This window comes from Chryseobacterium sp. DZ-32, from assembly GCF_059587025.1.
In genome coordinates this window covers 16,250-32,904 of the sequence record NZ_JCAIOM010000026.1, presented here as the reverse complement: position 1 = coordinate 32,904, position 16,655 = coordinate 16,250, and the positions used below count along the sequence as shown (strand labels likewise).

Here is a 16,655-nt window from a genome sequence, read left to right as displayed (position 1 = left end):
TATTTTAAATCCCGATCATTTTTTTAAAATTCAAAAGTGTAGGAAAGGTTGAATGTTCTTCCTCTTCCTTTATAATTAAACAATTCCGGAAGTCCGTAAGTAGCATATAAAACCTGAGAACGTTTGCTCCAGATCGTCTGGTAATCGGTATTAAACAGGTTCTGAATTCCTAAGTTGAATTTTCCCCAGTTGAAACGGTATCCCATCATCAGATCTGAGGTATTGTAGCCCTCAACAACATTATTAAGCTCGTCTTTCTGCGTGAAATTCTGTAACGACTGGAATCTGAATGACCAGTTCTTAATATTATACCCGATATACGTCACCAATTTTGAAGGGGAAGCATTGTAAATTTCCTGCTTCTGCCATTCTCCTTCCTTGTCTACCTCAGATTTGATCAAAAGTCCGCTGGCACCGAAATACACTCCATTGCTTAAAGAATAGGAAACCTCAGCTTCAATTCCCATGTTTCTTAATTTCAAATCATTCACAAGAATCTGGAACGTCTTTTTATCTACAGCAACGGTTTTGTCTGAATTACTCAAAAATCCGGCAATCTGCGCTCTTAAACCTCCTCTGTTCACACGGTATCCTACTTCAAACTGATTGGTTTTGATAGCCTGAAGCGGTTGTTCTTTCACATTGATACTGGATACTACATCCCAGTTTGTTCCTACCAATTTGTACTGTCCTATTCCATAAAATTTGGCAGGATCTGCTAAGCTTGCTCCCTGGGAAAATGTTCCCCAAACCTGATGCTGCTCATTGAATTTATATAATAAACCTGCATTAGCTAAAGTCACATTATAAGAACTTTCACCTCCCGGAATTGCAGATGCTGAACTTCCATACCCCATAGCAATCTGTGTCTGCTGCTCTGAGCCTACAAAGTCATCCATTTTTACATTGATATGCTGATAACGGATTCCTGCATTCAATTGTAATTTCGGCAGAATATTATATTTTGCCTGAACATATCCTGCATAGCTCTGTGAATGATTGGTCGGATATCTTCCCAAGCTGTACTTTGTTTCATTCACTAAACCACCGCTGGACATTGTTTTGGCAATATCATAAACAGATTGTGTTCCTTCAAATTTTTCAAAATCGAAGTCTGCTCCATAGGTAACGTTCAGGCCTCTCCATGATTTTGACAATAAAGCTTTAATCCCGGAATAATAAGTATCCTGCTGAGAAGAAGACATATAAGGTATTTTTCCCGTCTGTAAGGTCACATTTCCCGGGAATGGATAGAATCCTAATTTTTCACCTCGGGTAGCCAATTGCACATATAAATCCTGGCCGCCTAAAATTCCGTTTGCGTTATAAGCTACAGTTGCCATATAACGTTCTGTACCTACATTTTTATCAGATGAAAACCCATCTCTCATTTCGAGTAATGAAGCATTTTTTGTTGTAAATGCACTCAGATTTTCACCTAAAAATAAACTTCTGTCTCCATTAAATTTAGAATTGTAATACTGAACAGAGGCTGTTATTTTATGTTTATTGTTAAACTGATATCCTCCGGTAGCCAGGATATCAATAGACTGATTATACTGAAGGTCAGTCTGGGTAATATCGGTAAAAAGCTGTTTCTGATCTGCTCCATACACTCCACCATTCTGCTGATAAGCTACTCCCAGTCTTCCGAAAAACTTATCTCCTTTAGCCGCAATAGACTGAGCAGCACGGAAGTCATGGTCATCTTTTCCCATAAATCCTGTACGTACACCCAGTTCAGTTTCACCGCTGATTCCTTTTTTGGAAGGTGTTTTTGTAATGATATTGATAATACCACCGGTAGCATTACCTCCATAAATTGAACTTGCTCCTGAAAGCACTTCAATTCTTTCGATATTAAAAGGATCAATAGCATCCAGCTGACGGCTGATCGCACGGATACTGTTCAGAGAAACGCCGTCTATCATCACCAGGGCAGAACGTCCTCTCATATTCTGACCATAATTAGTTCTTCCCTGCGGACCAATATCCATGGAAGGTATCAGAATTGATAACATTTCTTTGATCGGAACTCCGCTTTTGGCCTGTTCCTGAATCTTTTCTTTCTGTACTACCCAGACCGTTCCCGGAACTTCAGAGATTTTTGTAGGTTTTCTGGAGGCTACGATTACCACATCTTCAATACCTTTAGAGGCAATAGAATCTTTTACGGTCTGGGAAAGCATCAATCCCGAAACCAAAAGACCTATGAACGCGTACTGCTTTTTCATTCTTTCTATTCAACGTTTTATAATCTTGCAAAGATAATTCTTATTTAGAAAGAATAAAAATAATAAAATAGGAGATTTTTCTTTTTTTTATGGAAGGAGGAAGTTATTGATGACCTGTAAATCAAGACAAGTTCTAAGAACCTCTTTTGGAATAAAAATGTTAAATTAAAACAAATAGTTATAAATCGTCTTTTAGAACTTCCTTCTTCCAGCATCCAGCTTCCCTAGCAAAAACGTAAAATCCCAGCCCAACGAAGGACCAGGATTTTACTGGTAAAAACAAGGTTTCTTTTTATACTGCAGGTCCTGCAGCATCTTTTATTTCTTCTAATATTTTTTTTCTTTCGCGAAGTCTTCTTCTCGCTATGACCGATTTACCGCCAAGAACTCTTACAAATCTGAAATATTGGAATCGTTTTGCCCCGAAATGATGAGTCGCAACATAAATCAGTACTCCCAATCCGACTAAAATAATATATCCGAATATCTTCTTGGTGGCAATGATAATGGCATTAAGCTGAATGACTTTCATATTGGCTGCTACATTCTGAGGAGTCACCGTCATTCCGTCCATATAAACGGCAAGATCTCCTATTGCCATCACCTGAAAACGGTATTGAAACCAAGAGTACAGGGTCGAAAAGATTCCTACAGCGAGGAAAGTTCTCCAAACCAGAACAAGTCCGATAGCTGCCAGCATTTCATCCATTTCAAGCTTATCCAGCGTATAAAACCATACGGAAATAAACAGTGAACACATTCCGTAGCCTTTTAAAAACATGGGCAGATACCAGTTGTCATAACTAAACTCCAGCACCATGGAAAAGTACATAATAATAGCATATCCAACCATGGCGGCAAAACCGGAAAAAATATACATTTTCAATGGCTTTTCTTTTTTAAACCAGAAAATAGCAAGAGCTCCGGCTAAGATAATTCCGGGGATCATCAGTAGACTCAGCCTGGTATTGGTCAATTGATCATATCCCAAAACTCCTACCGCAAACGTATTCTGAATAGAAGCTGTTCCCAGAAACATTCCCAGCCAGAAAAGCATGAACAAACCGTGCTGCACATTATTTTTTGTGAAAATTTTAAACGAAAGGTAGGGGCGTTTTAAAGTCAGCTGACGGATAGAAAGCAGTGCAAAGCTGACAAAAGCTGCAATACTTCCATAGATGATGTTCCTGGAGTTGAACCAGTCCTGCTGTCTTCCAAATGAATACACATAAGCCGAAAACATGAATGTTGAAATGAAAAGCAAAATACTCAGCCAGTCAATATAATGTAGCGGTACTTTTAATGCAAAATATTTGTCATGCATAAAAATCCAGTGTATCAATGCTAAAATAAAGCATAAAACTGCTGTGAGCAGATAGAACTGCTGCCAGTTGTAAAGAAGAGCAAACTCAGCGGCATAATAGGTTGCCACCTGGTTCATGACAAGGACGAAGGTATAGAAAGCTCCGTAAAATACTCCACGATTTCCGATCATAACCATTAATGGCAGAAACAGTTCTATGGTAACCATCATTTTCATAAAGCCAATCATTAAAGAAGTAAAAATAAAAATCATTGGCTGTAAAGTAGTCCCGTTCACATAGCTCAGCAACCCTAAAAGTACCAGAAGCAACACCATTTTGTCCCTTACTTTGAATCTCATTTTGATTCTCAGGACAACAGGCATGCAAGCTCCCATCCCAATGGTAGTGGCGTAATTGGCCCACATAAAATATTCTGTCATGGCGCCGGTACCACTTACCAGAGAACTGATATTTCCCGTATACACCCCGCCGATGGGCATTACCACGGCAAGCAGTAATACAATCAGCAGCAGCTGTACGGGTTTAGGTACCCAATCGCTATATAATCCTTTGTTGTACATGATTTTTTAGGGAATAGATTTCAGATATCAGATGGCAGACTTTCAACATTCAGCGTTAGCTTTCCATACGCATAATACCCGGCATCTGATATCTTTCATCTTTTAGTCTTTATTAATATTCACATTCATATTCATTCCGGCGCTCAGCTTATCCAGATCTTCTTTTTTGTTGGAAGCTGTAAACTCAATTCTTACAGGGATTCTCTGTTGTACTTTGATAAAGTTTCCGGTAGAATTGTCTGTAGGCACGCTTGAGTATCTTGATCCGGTAGCCGCTGAAACAGCAGTCACAATTCCTTCGAATTGTTTCCCTCCTAAAGCATCCGCTGTCATAGAAATTTTTTCTCCTACTTTGATATTCGGCATCTGGCTTTCCAGGAAATTGGCAGTTACCCACTTCTGGCCGTTCAGAACGATTGTCGCAACCTGCTGTCCTGGTTGGATGAGCTGGCCTTCAGAAATAGTTCTTCTTCCCATTACTCCATCATAAGGCGCTGTAATCACAGTATACGAAAGATTGATCCTCGCCATATCCAAAGCAGATTTTGTTCTTTTAATTTCAGCATCATTGATTCCCAATCTGCTTTTTACTTCAGTTGTAGAAAGGTTTGCAGATTGCTTTTGATTGACTAAGGTTTCATAAGCAGCCTTCTGAGCATCATATTCTGTCTTCACCTGATCATATTGTTGTCTCGTAACGGCTTCGGCTGCCAAAAGATTTTTATATCGGTTTAAATTCTGTTCGGCATTCCACAATCTTGCTTTTGCTCCTGCAATATTGGACTGCATCACGTTGATATTGTTGGAAACCGTGTTCACAGAAGAGCTTGTAGCTGTTTTTTGAGCCATAGCATTCTGATAAGCGGCTTCAGCCTGTCCCAGTTGCGTAAGAATTTCACGGTCGTCAAGGATGACCAAAGTATCTCCTTTTTTTACACGCTGATGTTCAATAAACTTAATTTCTTTGATATAGGCAGAAACTCTGGTATTGATAGGATTGATGAATTCTTCTACCTGTGCCGCTTCCGTATAGGTTTTGCTTCCGATATGGAAATATTCGCGTATTAACCAGAATAATCCGAAACCGATCACCAGAAAAACGATGATATTGGATATAATGGCTCTGATTTTATTGGTTTTATTTTTCTTTTTCTTATTCTCTGCAGCAGATGCTGCCGGAGTAGGTGTTGTATTTTGAGTAGTTTGTCCCTTGTTTTCCATTGTGTTGATTTTCAGTTTTAAATTAAAGTGTTCCTGTAGATTTCAAAAGGTTGTAATACTGATATAAAACATTGATTTCAGCATTGGCATAATCGAGCTCTGCCTGCAGTTTCTGGTTCTGTGCATCAATCATTTCCGCCTGCACGGCCAGCTGATTCAGATATTTGGCTTCCGTAATCTTGTAGTTTTCTTCCGCCAGTCTTTTGGAATCATTCAGAATATCTGCCTGCTGAATCGCTTCCTGATATTTGGTATAGGCAGCATTCACTGCCATATCTACATTCTGCTGCACCAGAGTCATGGCATCATTTGCCTGATTCTTTTGCAGTTCTCCTAATTTTACTTTTTCTTTTGTTTTATAGAGAGTATCAATGTTGTAACTCAGAGAAACCCCAGTCTGCCAGCCCCCTGAGTACATATCCAAAACAGGATTTCTCGTAGTAATTGGTCTTTGAAGCGTATATCCACCAAATCCGGCCAGCGTAGGTGAATTGTCTGTTTTGATGATTTCAATATTCTTATCTGCTACCGCAATGTTTTTTTGAGCAGATTTCAGCAAAGGATTGCTTTCGTGTGCAAGATCTGTGTAGTACTCCATACCTATTCCTGCTTCTTTATTCTCCAGACTTTCAGTAGGCACAATCTCCGTGTCAGAAGATAATCCTAAGGCAATATTCAGATTATAATTAAGGATTTTTTTATTGTTGGTAAGGGTAAGAATCCCCTGATCCAGGTTTTTGATGGCCAATTCTCCACGAATCACTTCGTTTCGGGTTACCATTCCCTGCTGATAAAACTTCTGGATATTTTTCAGACGTTCCAGAGCCAGTTTTTTGTTATTCTGAAATACTTCTTCCTGATTGATGATTTTATAGACATCCAGATAATTGGAAATCACTAAAAATTTCACATCCTGTTTATTTTTCTCTAAATCCAGTTCCGAAAGTTGTTCGCGAAGCCCTGCCATTTCGATGGACTTATTCACCAATCCTCCTTTGAAGATCAGCTGTGTTGCCTGTACCGCATACGAACTTCCGTAATGCGGCATCGGAACGTTTGTAGAATTCGAAAAATCTTTATCAATGGCTACTGCATCTCCTAAATAGAACTGGCTTGTAGAAGCTGTAATTGTAGGAAGTTTCTGAAGCTTAACCACATTGGTGTTCTGCTTTGCAATATCAATATTCTGTGCGGAGACTTTGAGCTGCTGGTGATTCTGAACAGCGAGTTCCGCCACCTCACCTGCGGTCATCTGTTTGATCTGTTGTGAAAAAAACAGCGCAGGAAAAGCTGCTATCAATACTGATAGTGCTGTTTTTATTTTCTTTGTCATTTTACCTTGTTTTACAGATGCAAAGTTAGGTCAGCAACAAAATCAATCAAATGTTTGATTTTTGGAAAAAGATGTTCAAATGTAAGATTTTAATTTTCGAACTGATGTCTGTACTGTCTAGGGCTTACCTCAAGATGCTTCTTAAAAAAATGAGAAAATGAGTATTGATCGCTGAATCCGAGAATTGAGGAAATCTCCGAAACCGGTTTATTGGAAGAGTTTAAGAGCACTTTCGCTTCATTAATAACAATTAAAGCAATGATCTGACTTGCAGATTTTCCCGTAATGGTCTTTACTACAGAAGAAAGATGTCTGGTTGTAATTGACTGCCGTTCGGCATAGAATTCAACGGTTCTTTCAGTAAGATGATGCTCTGCAAGATCGGTAAGAAAGACAAATACAATTTCTTCCTGTCTGGACATCTGGTTCATAGAGCTGTTATCCTCCTTGGAAATAATTCCTGCCATCTGATAGCAGAAAACAGAAAAAAGGTGCTCTACCATTTCCTTCTTATAAAGCATTTCGGTATCAGAATCCAGGATATATTTCAGGAAATTGACGCTTTTCCAAACGACTTCCATTTCGTCTTCAGGAAAAGGAACTCCTTTATTCATCTGCTGTCTGAAATATCGGTAAGTAATCAGACGATTAAATTTTAATGATAAGGCAGAAATAAATTCTCTTTTATAAGAAACCATCCTCGACTGAAAGTCAGCCGTTACTCCTACCACTTCATAAATAGTTTGGGGATCGGTTACCATAAACATGTTGGCAGAAACCTCCAGATCACTGAAGTGCTGGCGAAGTTTTATAGTTCCTGATTTAATAAATATAAATGCAGGATTTTCGGGACGAAACGGTTTACCTACAGCTATTCGCTCGAAAATATTCCGTTCCGTAAAAATATCGACGCCAAATTTTTCCAGGGCAGACATAAGACAAATGTAAGCAATCTTACCAGTGATTACAAAATTTTATTATTTTAGCAGGAATCCAATTTCCCTTTAGTATGAGAAAGGTTGATCTATTATTTGCAGAATACAGTAAAAGCCATAGAAACCCGACCAACAAGTTCATTCACTGGATTTGTGTACCCTTAATTTTCTGGACGATTCTGGGGTTCGCCTCCCTGATTCCTTCCCCTCATTTCTGCGCTTCCTATTTCGGATGTGCCAGTATCGTAAGCCTTATTGTGATTATTCTGATCACCCTTTTCTATATAAGGCTGTCTTTATTGATCGCTGTTATCATGATCGTGGTCATGCTCATGATGGAACATTTCATCTATCTGGCCAATATCAGTTTCGGAAGACAATCATGGATGGTTTACCTTTCTGTGTTTATCATCACATGGATTTTTCAGTTTATTGGGCATAAAATTGAAGGAAAAAAGCCTACTTTCCTTAAAGATCTCCAGTTTCTTCTGATAGGACCCATATGGCTTTTAGGCTTTGTTCTTAAAAAGACAGGAATCAGATATTAATCTTCCAGCGCATATACCGCAAAACTGGCCAGCCAGTGATCCCCGCCATAATTTCCCTGAAAAAGTAATGGTAATCCATTATTGAGAAATACATCAGCTGTTTTCTTAAAATCTTTTTTCAGGGGATGATTAGCGGGAAGTGCATTTGAGATTCCTTTCATACACCATGCTTTAGAAAAAGATAGCCCTACAAGATGAACGGTTTGGTAATCGCTCAGATCACTTACTACAGGAATTTTTTCAACATTTTCAAGACTTCTCTTTTCGTAGAAAGCATTCAGCCACTGTACAAATTCTTTTTGAGGAAGCACTCTTCGCATCAGGTCTGCAATTTCAAGACTTGGCGAAAAGAAATCGGATCCGTCCGGTTCCAGATAAGCAGGTGTTTTCAGTTCTTTCAAGAAAAAGTATTTTGCCTTTTCCGTCAACTGGCTTTCAAACTCCTTATCTTTATTGGCTCTGGCCCAATCGATGGCAAAAGACATGGCAAATGCCGTGTTAGGATGAACTCCGGTTCTGTTAGGATATGTTTGCTTTGGAAGATAAGTTTTCCATGATTTCAGGATCTGATCTGTCAGCGGTTTCAGATTTTGGTGCCATATTTTAGCTTTCGGATGATCCCAGGTTGTGAGTTCTTCATCTAGTTTTAAGATCCACGCCCAGCCATAGGTTCTTTCAAAAGTTCCTGTCAGCTGATATTTTGTAAAGTAATCTGCTTCTGTCTGAAGTTTTTCTTTTTGAAATGATTCATCCAGAATTTTTTCAATCTCTTTGGCATTGGAGAGATTGGGTTTCGTTTTCAAAAGTCTGGTCAGCATCCAATGACCGTGAACAGAGCTATGCCAGTCGAAACATCCATAAAAACTAGGGTGAAGATCTTTTGGAGTCAAAGGAACTTCGCCTGCATTATTGATGATATGGGCAGTTTTATTAGGATATTCCTGCTTGATACAGTGAAGAGGCTTGTCGGATAATTTCATTGCCATTTCGTCTGTAAGTTTCGGAGCTTCCTGGGCATACATCAGAAATGGAGAAAACGCTAATGCTAAAAGACTTTTTTTCATGAATTAAAAATAGAAATTATTTACCAGTCTCAGCAATTTTCAGATTGGTTTTACAGCGAATTATTTTTAAATTTTAATCAATCTTACCTTATAATCATTTTTGAGCACACTTTTTGATCATACCCATAAAAAACTAATTAACCCATGAAAAAAATTATTTTCCTGTTATCAGGTCTTATTCTAATCAACTGCAGCAAATCAGGCGGCGAAAAACACGAAGCGAAAGCCGACATGATGGAAGTTATAACCGAGGATAAAGCGCCTTCTTCCGCAGCTTCATATTCACCAATTTCTGTTTCCGAAAAGCTGGTATCTGATGAAAATGGAACCAACAAAGATGTTCACCCCTCAAAGAAAACAGATACAATCTCCAAAAAAATCATCAAAAACGGAGATATGAAGATTCAGGTGGGTGATATTAAAAAAACACAGAGCCAGGTTAATGAAATCATTAGAAAAAACAATGCTTATATCCAGAAAGAAGAATTTCAAAATACGGATATGGATGATAACCTTAGTCTGATTATCCGTGTACCTCATAAAAATTTTGATGCTCTGATCAATTCTTTTTCAGATGGCGTAGGAACTGTTTTATCTAAAAATATTTCATCCAATGATGTCACAGAGGAATATACCGATGTAGCGATAAAGCTGGCCAATAAAAAGATATATCTGGAAAAATACCGTGATATGCTTAGAAGTGCTGCTACCACAAAAGATATGCTGGAAATTCAGGAAAATATCCGTGAACTGGAAGATGAGATTGATGTGGCCGAAGGCAGACTTCGTTTTATTGATGACCGGGTAAATTACAGTACTCTGAATTTGAATTTATACAAAGAAAAAGTGAGAAGTTCCGCCACTTCAAAAATAGGTTTTGGAAGCCGTTTTGTAGATTCGGTAACGGAAGGCTGGAACAGTTTTGTAAGCTTTATGCTTGGAATCATTTCTCTGTGGCCTTTCTTTTTGCTTATTCCTGTTATTATTTTTATTTGGAGGAAATGGAGATCAAAGAAAAAGGATTAAAATTAACTTATTAAAAATCCGGGCATCTTCGATGCCCGGATTTTCACTGCATTATCTACAATTTAACTATTAAAATATTCTTTTACTGTTTCGAGGACCTTTTCATCTGCCATTTTCTGTGAGGTTCCCAATGTAATTTTCAAATCTCTGAACTGAGCCGTATCATGAAGGAAGTGCTTAAGCTCCTCTTGTGTTACACCCGGTCCTGTAATATACACTTCCTGAGAATTGGTCAGTAACTTTTCAATTTCTTTAAAAAACTTGTTTCTGTTGGTAATTTCAGCATTATTTCCTGCATTTTCACTGGAGTTTCCATGCTGTATCTCTGCTTTCACCGGTTTGCAAAGGATAAATTCAGAAACATTTTGTGCATCGTGATTCCTGGCTACAATGGCTTTCTCTGTATCAATCCAGATTCCTGCTAATTTTTTATCAGACATAATCATATAATTTTAAGTGATGAATACTAAAAAACAAGAATAATGCAATAGTCTTGTTAAGGGCTGTTAAATATTTTTATAAATTCTGCCAAAAAAGCCGTCCACAAAATAAGGACGGCTTTTTTAATGTTTCAGATCGTTTTTGTTATTTTCTGATGGTTTTAGTAATATTTTTTCCGTCCTTATAAAGAATTTTCACAAAATAGATTCCGGATTGAAGACGGCTGATGTTCATACTGTTTTTATCGGGATTTATAAAAGTCATGATCTGAAGTCCGTGAGGGGTAATGACATCTACCCTGCTTATTTGAGCATAATACGTTTCCGGTGCAAAATTGATCATATGTTCGGATACAATTACTGAAAGATCATTTTCTTTATTGGTAAGAGCTGATGTCTGACAGTTCTGTCCTTCATTGCAATCGCTTACAATTTTCCAGACAGCATTATTTCCCGGTGTTTCCCCCGGATTTGCGTACCATTTGTTTTCCCAGATTTTGCAGGTATAGAAAACCTTTGTTCCTGTAGTTGAATACGTTTTCGCAGGATTATATTCCTGTGCGCCACAATAAGTAACCGCACCGCCTGATGCGCAGCCTGTCCCTTCAGTACATGTACTTATTTCCTCCCATACCATATTGATTCCAGGCATTTCTCCCGGATTTGCATACCATTTGTTTTTCCAGATTTTACAGGAGTAAAAAACTTTCGTTCCGGCTGCAGGATAAGCATTGGCAGCGTTATACTGCTCTGCTCCACAGTAAGTCTGACCATTTCCTGATGTAATTTTTTTTGTTCTGACTTTTAATTCATTACTTACATCAGAAAGCTGATCGTTCATTGCAACAGATTTTACCGTATAAGTATATTCTGTGTCCTGTGCCAATCCGGTTCATAAAAAGCTTGTTTGCACAGTCTCTCCTACTTTGATTCCATTCTCAAATACCTGGTAATTCTTGATTCCCTGCGAATGGGTGGAAGCTGTCCACATTAATGAAACAGAGTTTTCAGTAACTGCCATTGAATGCAGGTTGGAGGGTGCTGTTGGCTTTTCAGGAGTGCCCTCACTGTTTATCTTTACATTGAGTGGCGCACTTTTCGCTGAAGTAAGCCCTGAAGATCCCTTCGCCTGAATTTCATAGGTATATGTCGTATTGGCTGTTAAACCAGTATCGTGGAATGTAGCCGTAGTTACCTGCTGAATGTTTTGTCCGTTGCGGAAAACGTTATAGGATACCGCATCAGACTGTGCATTCCAGCTTATTTTGGCAGAAGTGCTTGTTATTCCTACCTGTGCTAAGCCTGTCGGGGTGGCAGGTGCAGAAACTCCTGTTCCGGAGGTTACGTTAACATCAATTACATTATAAAATGCATTGGTGGTATCTGCTACATCCCAGACCGCCAAAATAATATGATAGCCGCTACGGTTTGCAGGAACGGTAATCTGATGAGAAACATTATCCTGCGGAGGTGTCCCATTATGTGCAACAGTTCCAATAAGCTCAAGATCCTGACGGGAAAGAGGCTGATTGGGATTCCAGCCCTGCTTTGTCATATAATAATGCCATTTTGCTGTCGCATGATACGCCGAATATTTCCAGATAAAGGCATTCACACCAGTGGAAATATTGGTTTTCTTCCAACGGTCGGCAGTCTGGATATCCAGTGTAGTGTCTCCACCGATGCTTCCATTAGCAGAGGCAATCTTTCCATCTGCAGGACCCGCCGCAGGAAACCCTTTTGGGGCTTCAAGAGATCCAGGTTCATTAATAACAGATCCATAGATACTAAATGCGGCAGAATAACCTAGTGAAGCCTTGTCCAGACTTCCCTGATATCCTCGTGAAGCAGGGCTCATTACATATCCATGGGCAGATACATGAATTAAAGAAGGTACCAGCATGGCCAGCATCAGCAATACCGGAAAAAAAATTTTACGTGTCATCATATTTTAATATTTTGGTGTTGATTGGGCTGAATTGATTGTAAGCAAAACGGAACTTACATCATTTGTAATTCAATAAATACAAGCTAAATTAACTTGCAGCGTTTAAATCAGTTTAATTATGATATGTATAATAAAAAATCAAACTATATAAAACAAGATCATAAATATTATCAATTACATTAAAATTTTAAAATTCATAATGCGTTATATTTAAATATAAAATTATAACATTTTACATTACAAAAATATATAAATGCTATGATATTTATCACTAATTATTGAAATATTTTTAGTTAAAATTATACATCAATAAATGAAAGAACGAAAAAAGAAAACTTATAAATCGTATTTATAATATTCCAACCCATTCTAAATAAAAAAGCAAAGGCCGCGAAATAATCACAGCCTTTTTCTATTTTGTACTCAAAAACTCTCGTACTTATTGTCAACTACAGGAGCAAAGTTTATTTCCCAAGTACGAAGACTGCAGGAATTTTATGAAGTTCCGGCTTTTGTTTCTGCCAGTCTTTTATGGTTTTTGTTTTGATAAATTCATGTTCCGAATCGTTGATATTGGCAGCAATACAAAGCTTTGTATTGGGTGATAAAAATTTGCATAAATCTTCAAAAAGCTGGTTATTTCTGTAAGGAGTTTCCATAAAAATCTGTGAATATCCGGTTTTCTGAACAAAGCTTTCCAGGTTCATGATCTGTTTCTTTTTCTCTCCTTTATCAATAGGAAGATAACCATGGAAGGTGAATTCCTGCCCATTAAAACCACTGGAAATCAAGGCAAGAATAATGGATGAAGGCCCTGAAACAGGAACTACTCTGATATTTTTTTCATGACACCATTTCACAATCAGATTTCCGGGATCTGCAATACATGGCAGTCCTGCTTCTGACAGTAATCCGAAGTCCTGCCCTTTCAGCATGAGCTCCTGAGCCTCCTTAATATCTGCATTTTCTGTGTATTTATCCAATAGAAATAACTTCAGATCAGCCTGTTTTTTTTCGGGAGCGAAAAATTTAACAACTTTTCGAGCTGTCTTCTCATTTTCCACAAAGAAATAGTCCGTCTGCATGATATAATCCTTCAGAACAGGGGAAAAGTGGTTGATAGAAGTATTTTCTGATAAATAAGCAGGGAGTAAAAAAAGCATTGTATTATTTTTTTTGTTCTTTCGTTAAGTGAAGGTTGTGGGAAATATTTTGCATTTTCATGCTTATTATTTTGATAATTGATTTTTGATAGCCTCACATCCTTTATCCAAAAGCTGGAAAACCTTTTCAAAATCGTTCATATCGCCCCAATAAGGATCCGGCACTTCAGCATTTTTGTGATCTCCCAACACCTCTAAAAACAATGATACTTTCTGACGTTCTTCTTCATTTTTAGTTTTAGAAACAACATCTCCGAGTACATCAACATCCATACAGTAGATTTTATCAAAGGTTTCAAAATCTTTCCTGGTGATAGGTCTTGATCTTTGCTGCGATATATCAATATGATGATTGGCAGCAGTTTTAATGGCTCTTTTATCCGGATGTTCGCCTTCATGCATTGAAATAGTTCCGGCAGAATCTACGAGATAATGATCCGGTAGTTTCGTTTTCATAATTCCTTCTGCCAGTGGGCTTCTGCATATATTTCCCAGACAAACCATTAAAATTTTCATATCCTGTTTTTTAAAAAAAGTCTTTTGTTACGACAAAACTAAATAAAAAATGAAGAATAAAACTATCCTTCATTTTAATTTATGTAAGCTCAACCTTATTTATTGTTTGATTCTTTCAGTAAGGTCTTTTACGTATTTCTTGATTTCTTTATCAATTTTCGAAACGTCTTTAATCGTATCACAAGCGTACATTACCGTAGAGTGATCTTTTCCTCCCATTTCCTCACCAATTTTGGTAAATGTAGAATTGGTAAACTCTTTGGAGAAGTACATCGCAAGCTGTCTTGGTAATGCAATCTCTCTTTTTCTTGTTTTTGAAAGCAGCTGCTCTTTTTTGATTCCAAAATAATCACAAACCACTTCCTGAATGTAAGGAATATTGATAACTTTCTTTTGGTTAGCAGCAATTCTGTTGATGGTTTCTTTAAGCAACTCAAGACTAAGGTCTCTTTTATATACTGTAGAGTAAGCAATCACTGAGTTGATAACCCCGATAAGTTCTCTTACATTCGTTTTTGCTTCAGCAGCAAGGAAGTCAAGCATATCGCCAGGAAGAACAATTCCGTCTCTGCTTAGCTTATCTTCAATGATCTGTCTTCTTGTAGATAGATCCGGAGATTTAATTTCTGCAGAAAGCCCCCATTTGAAACGGGAAACAATTCTGTCCTGGATATCCATAATATCTGCAGGAGCCTTATCTGAAGTAAGGATAATCTGTTTTCCATTCTGATGCAGGTGATCAAAAATATGGAAGAAACTGTCCTGTGTTGCCGATTTTCCGGACAGGAACTGAATATCATCAATAATCAGTACATCTACCATTTGATAGAAATTAGCAAACTCAGTCTGCTTATGAGCTTTAGCCGCAGAGATAAACTGCTGGATAAATTTTTCAGAAGACAGATAAAGAACTACTTTATCAGGAAACTGATTTTTTACTTCAAGACCGACAGCCTGTCCCAGGTGGGTTTTTCCAACTCCATAACCTCCATATAGGAATAACGGGTTGAAAGCTGTTGCTCCAGGTCTTTTGGCAATGGATCTGGCTACAGTGGCTGCAAATTTATTGCTTTCTCCTTCTACATAACTATCAAATGAATAGTCAGGCTTCAGGTTAGAATCTATATTTACTTTTCTAATTCCAGGAACGACAAACGGGTTTACAATATTAGCAGAAAAACCTTGCGGCATTGTTTCCTGTGTTTTCGGAGTAGGAACGCTTTGTCCCTTGATGTTCATGGTAACAGGTTTTTCTTCACCTTTTGGTCTGTTTTCCATCACAGAATACCATAATTTCACTCCTTTTCCAATATTTTTCTTCAGGGCAGCAGAAAGTAAGGACAGGTAATTGTCCTCTATATATTCCTTGTAAAAATCACTCGGAACGATCAGCGTAAGGTTGTTGGCCACCAATGAAAGCGGCTGAACCTTATCGAATAGCATATCGAAAGATTTTTCAAGTTTTTTAAGGTCAGAATTGTCTTCAGCAGCGTTCAGGTTATCGCGCATAAACTGAAGGCATTTCTGCCATATCATCATTAAATTGTCATCCATTTTTTAAGCCCCGATTATTCTTTGTTTGTACTGTGTTTAGAAGGAAGACAAAGGTCTAATTTTTTCTTTTCAAAAAAAAATATTGCAGGTATTGATTATTTAAAAATATATTTGTATGTATAATTTAACACCTAAAATGATACACACAACACACTCAATACGAGTACGTTACGCAGAAACAGATCCAATGAAATACGTATACTACGGAAACTATGCAACGTACTTCGAAGTAGCGAGAGTTGAACTCTTCAGAAGCATAGGAATTTCATACGATGAAATTGAAAACCAAGGAATTTGGCTTCCCGTTTCGGACTACAAAATTAAATATATCCGCCCTGCTTTATATGATCAAAAATTAGAAATCCATACTTATGTTAAAAAAATTCCGGGGGTAAGGATTGAATTTGAATATGAAATTTACAATGAAGAGCATATTAAAATAACAGAAGCTTCCACTACTCTATTCTTTTTAGATTCAAAAACTAATAAAGTAATCAGGTGTCCGGATTTTCTGATGGAACTGATTGAGAAGAACTGGAAAGGATAGGTAGCAGGTAGTAGGTTGTAGGAATTAGGGAGATACCCGACGAAATATTGGGTAGAGGTTTTATAAAGGTGAAGGGTGAATTTTCAATAGAGTTAAAATATCTATCTCAAATTATCCGGTCACAAAATAAACCCGCAACTCGTAACCCGTAACTCGCAACTAAAAACATTACACTTTAAACTCTAAACTTTAAACTCTACACCCTCTCTGTTTATGAATTAATTCGCACCTTTGTACCATT

At 37.7% G+C, this 16,655-nt stretch carries 15 protein-coding genes; 3 read left to right on the top strand and 12 right to left on the bottom strand.

The annotated features are described in order from the left end of the window. Window positions 1-23: 23 nt before the first annotated feature. The 5 genes from AC59HC_RS21410 to AC59HC_RS21390 form a co-directional block, all read right to left on the bottom strand. Window positions 24-2,234 (bottom strand): TonB-dependent receptor, encoded by a 2,211-nt coding sequence (locus tag AC59HC_RS21410; RefSeq protein WP_496559318.1) that lies wholly within the window; start codon window positions 2,232-2,234, stop codon window positions 24-26. Between the two features lie 292 nt (window positions 2,235-2,526). After that, entirely contained in the window at window positions 2,527-4,119 is a 1,593-nt protein-coding gene (locus AC59HC_RS21405; protein WP_496559317.1) for an MFS transporter, read from the bottom strand. 102 nt (window positions 4,120-4,221) lie between these two features. Next, window positions 4,222-5,340, bottom strand: a complete 1,119-nt coding sequence (locus tag AC59HC_RS21400; RefSeq protein ID WP_496559316.1) for an HlyD family secretion protein — start codon at window positions 5,338-5,340, stop codon at window positions 4,222-4,224. Window positions 5,341-5,362: 22 nt separating this feature from the next. Beyond that, entirely contained in the window at window positions 5,363-6,673 is a 1,311-nt protein-coding gene (locus tag AC59HC_RS21395; protein ID WP_496559315.1) for a TolC family protein, read from the bottom strand. Window positions 6,674-6,762: 89 nt separating this feature from the next. Then, complete coding sequence (locus AC59HC_RS21390) at window positions 6,763-7,608, bottom strand: helix-turn-helix domain-containing protein (protein WP_110009370.1); 846 nt, start codon at window positions 7,606-7,608, stop codon at window positions 6,763-6,765. Window positions 7,609-7,682: 74 nt separating this feature from the next. Between AC59HC_RS21390 and AC59HC_RS21385 the strand changes: the two genes are divergently transcribed. After that, window positions 7,683-8,156 carry an Mpo1 family 2-hydroxy fatty acid dioxygenase gene (locus AC59HC_RS21385; RefSeq protein ID WP_137904198.1) on the top strand — a complete coding sequence of 158 codons (474 nt, stop codon included), beginning with the start codon at window positions 7,683-7,685 and terminating at the stop codon, window positions 8,154-8,156. Here AC59HC_RS21385 and AC59HC_RS21380 read toward each other — a convergent pair. Beyond that, a complete protein-coding gene (locus AC59HC_RS21380; RefSeq protein ID WP_110009372.1) occupies window positions 8,153-9,220 on the bottom strand; it encodes a DUF2891 domain-containing protein in 1,068 nt (355 codons plus the stop codon). The genes AC59HC_RS21385 and AC59HC_RS21380 overlap by 4 nt on opposite strands. A 144-nt stretch (window positions 9,221-9,364) precedes the next feature. Between AC59HC_RS21380 and AC59HC_RS21375 the strand changes: the two genes are divergently transcribed. Further along, window positions 9,365-10,246, top strand: a complete 882-nt coding sequence (locus AC59HC_RS21375; RefSeq protein ID WP_110009373.1) for a DUF4349 domain-containing protein — start codon at window positions 9,365-9,367, stop codon at window positions 10,244-10,246. Window positions 10,247-10,308: 62 nt separating this feature from the next. Here AC59HC_RS21375 and AC59HC_RS21370 read toward each other — a convergent pair whose 3' ends face one another. The 6 genes from AC59HC_RS21370 to dnaA form a co-directional block, all read right to left on the bottom strand. Continuing rightward, window positions 10,309-10,686 (bottom strand): hypothetical protein, encoded by a 378-nt coding sequence (locus AC59HC_RS21370; protein ID WP_110009374.1) that lies wholly within the window; start codon window positions 10,684-10,686, stop codon window positions 10,309-10,311. Window positions 10,687-10,831: 145 nt separating this feature from the next. Further along, a complete protein-coding gene (locus AC59HC_RS21365) occupies window positions 10,832-11,527 on the bottom strand; it encodes a T9SS type A sorting domain-containing protein (RefSeq protein ID WP_496559314.1) in 696 nt (231 codons plus the stop codon). 51 nt (window positions 11,528-11,578) lie between these two features. Beyond that, window positions 11,579-12,634 (bottom strand): lytic polysaccharide monooxygenase, encoded by a 1,056-nt coding sequence (locus tag AC59HC_RS21360; RefSeq protein ID WP_496559313.1) that lies wholly within the window; start codon window positions 12,632-12,634, stop codon window positions 11,579-11,581. Between the two features lie 464 nt (window positions 12,635-13,098). Continuing rightward, the gene (locus AC59HC_RS21355) at window positions 13,099-13,797 is read right to left on the bottom strand and encodes an SAM-dependent methyltransferase (protein ID WP_411413692.1); all 699 of its coding nucleotides are present in this window, start codon (window positions 13,795-13,797) and stop codon (window positions 13,099-13,101) included. Window positions 13,798-13,863: 66 nt separating this feature from the next. Continuing rightward, window positions 13,864-14,313 carry a low molecular weight protein-tyrosine-phosphatase gene (locus AC59HC_RS21350; protein ID WP_202843996.1) on the bottom strand — a complete coding sequence of 150 codons (450 nt, stop codon included), beginning with the start codon at window positions 14,311-14,313 and terminating at the stop codon, window positions 13,864-13,866. Between the two features lie 99 nt (window positions 14,314-14,412). Next, window positions 14,413-15,867, bottom strand: a complete 1,455-nt coding sequence (gene dnaA, locus AC59HC_RS21345; RefSeq protein ID WP_002980474.1) for a chromosomal replication initiator protein DnaA — start codon at window positions 15,865-15,867, stop codon at window positions 14,413-14,415. A 136-nt stretch (window positions 15,868-16,003) separates the two neighbouring features. Between dnaA and AC59HC_RS21340 the strand changes: the two genes are divergently transcribed. Continuing rightward, window positions 16,004-16,414 (top strand): acyl-CoA thioesterase, encoded by a 411-nt coding sequence (locus AC59HC_RS21340; RefSeq protein ID WP_202844268.1) that lies wholly within the window; start codon window positions 16,004-16,006, stop codon window positions 16,412-16,414. The last annotated feature ends 241 nt before the right edge of the window (window positions 16,415-16,655 follow it).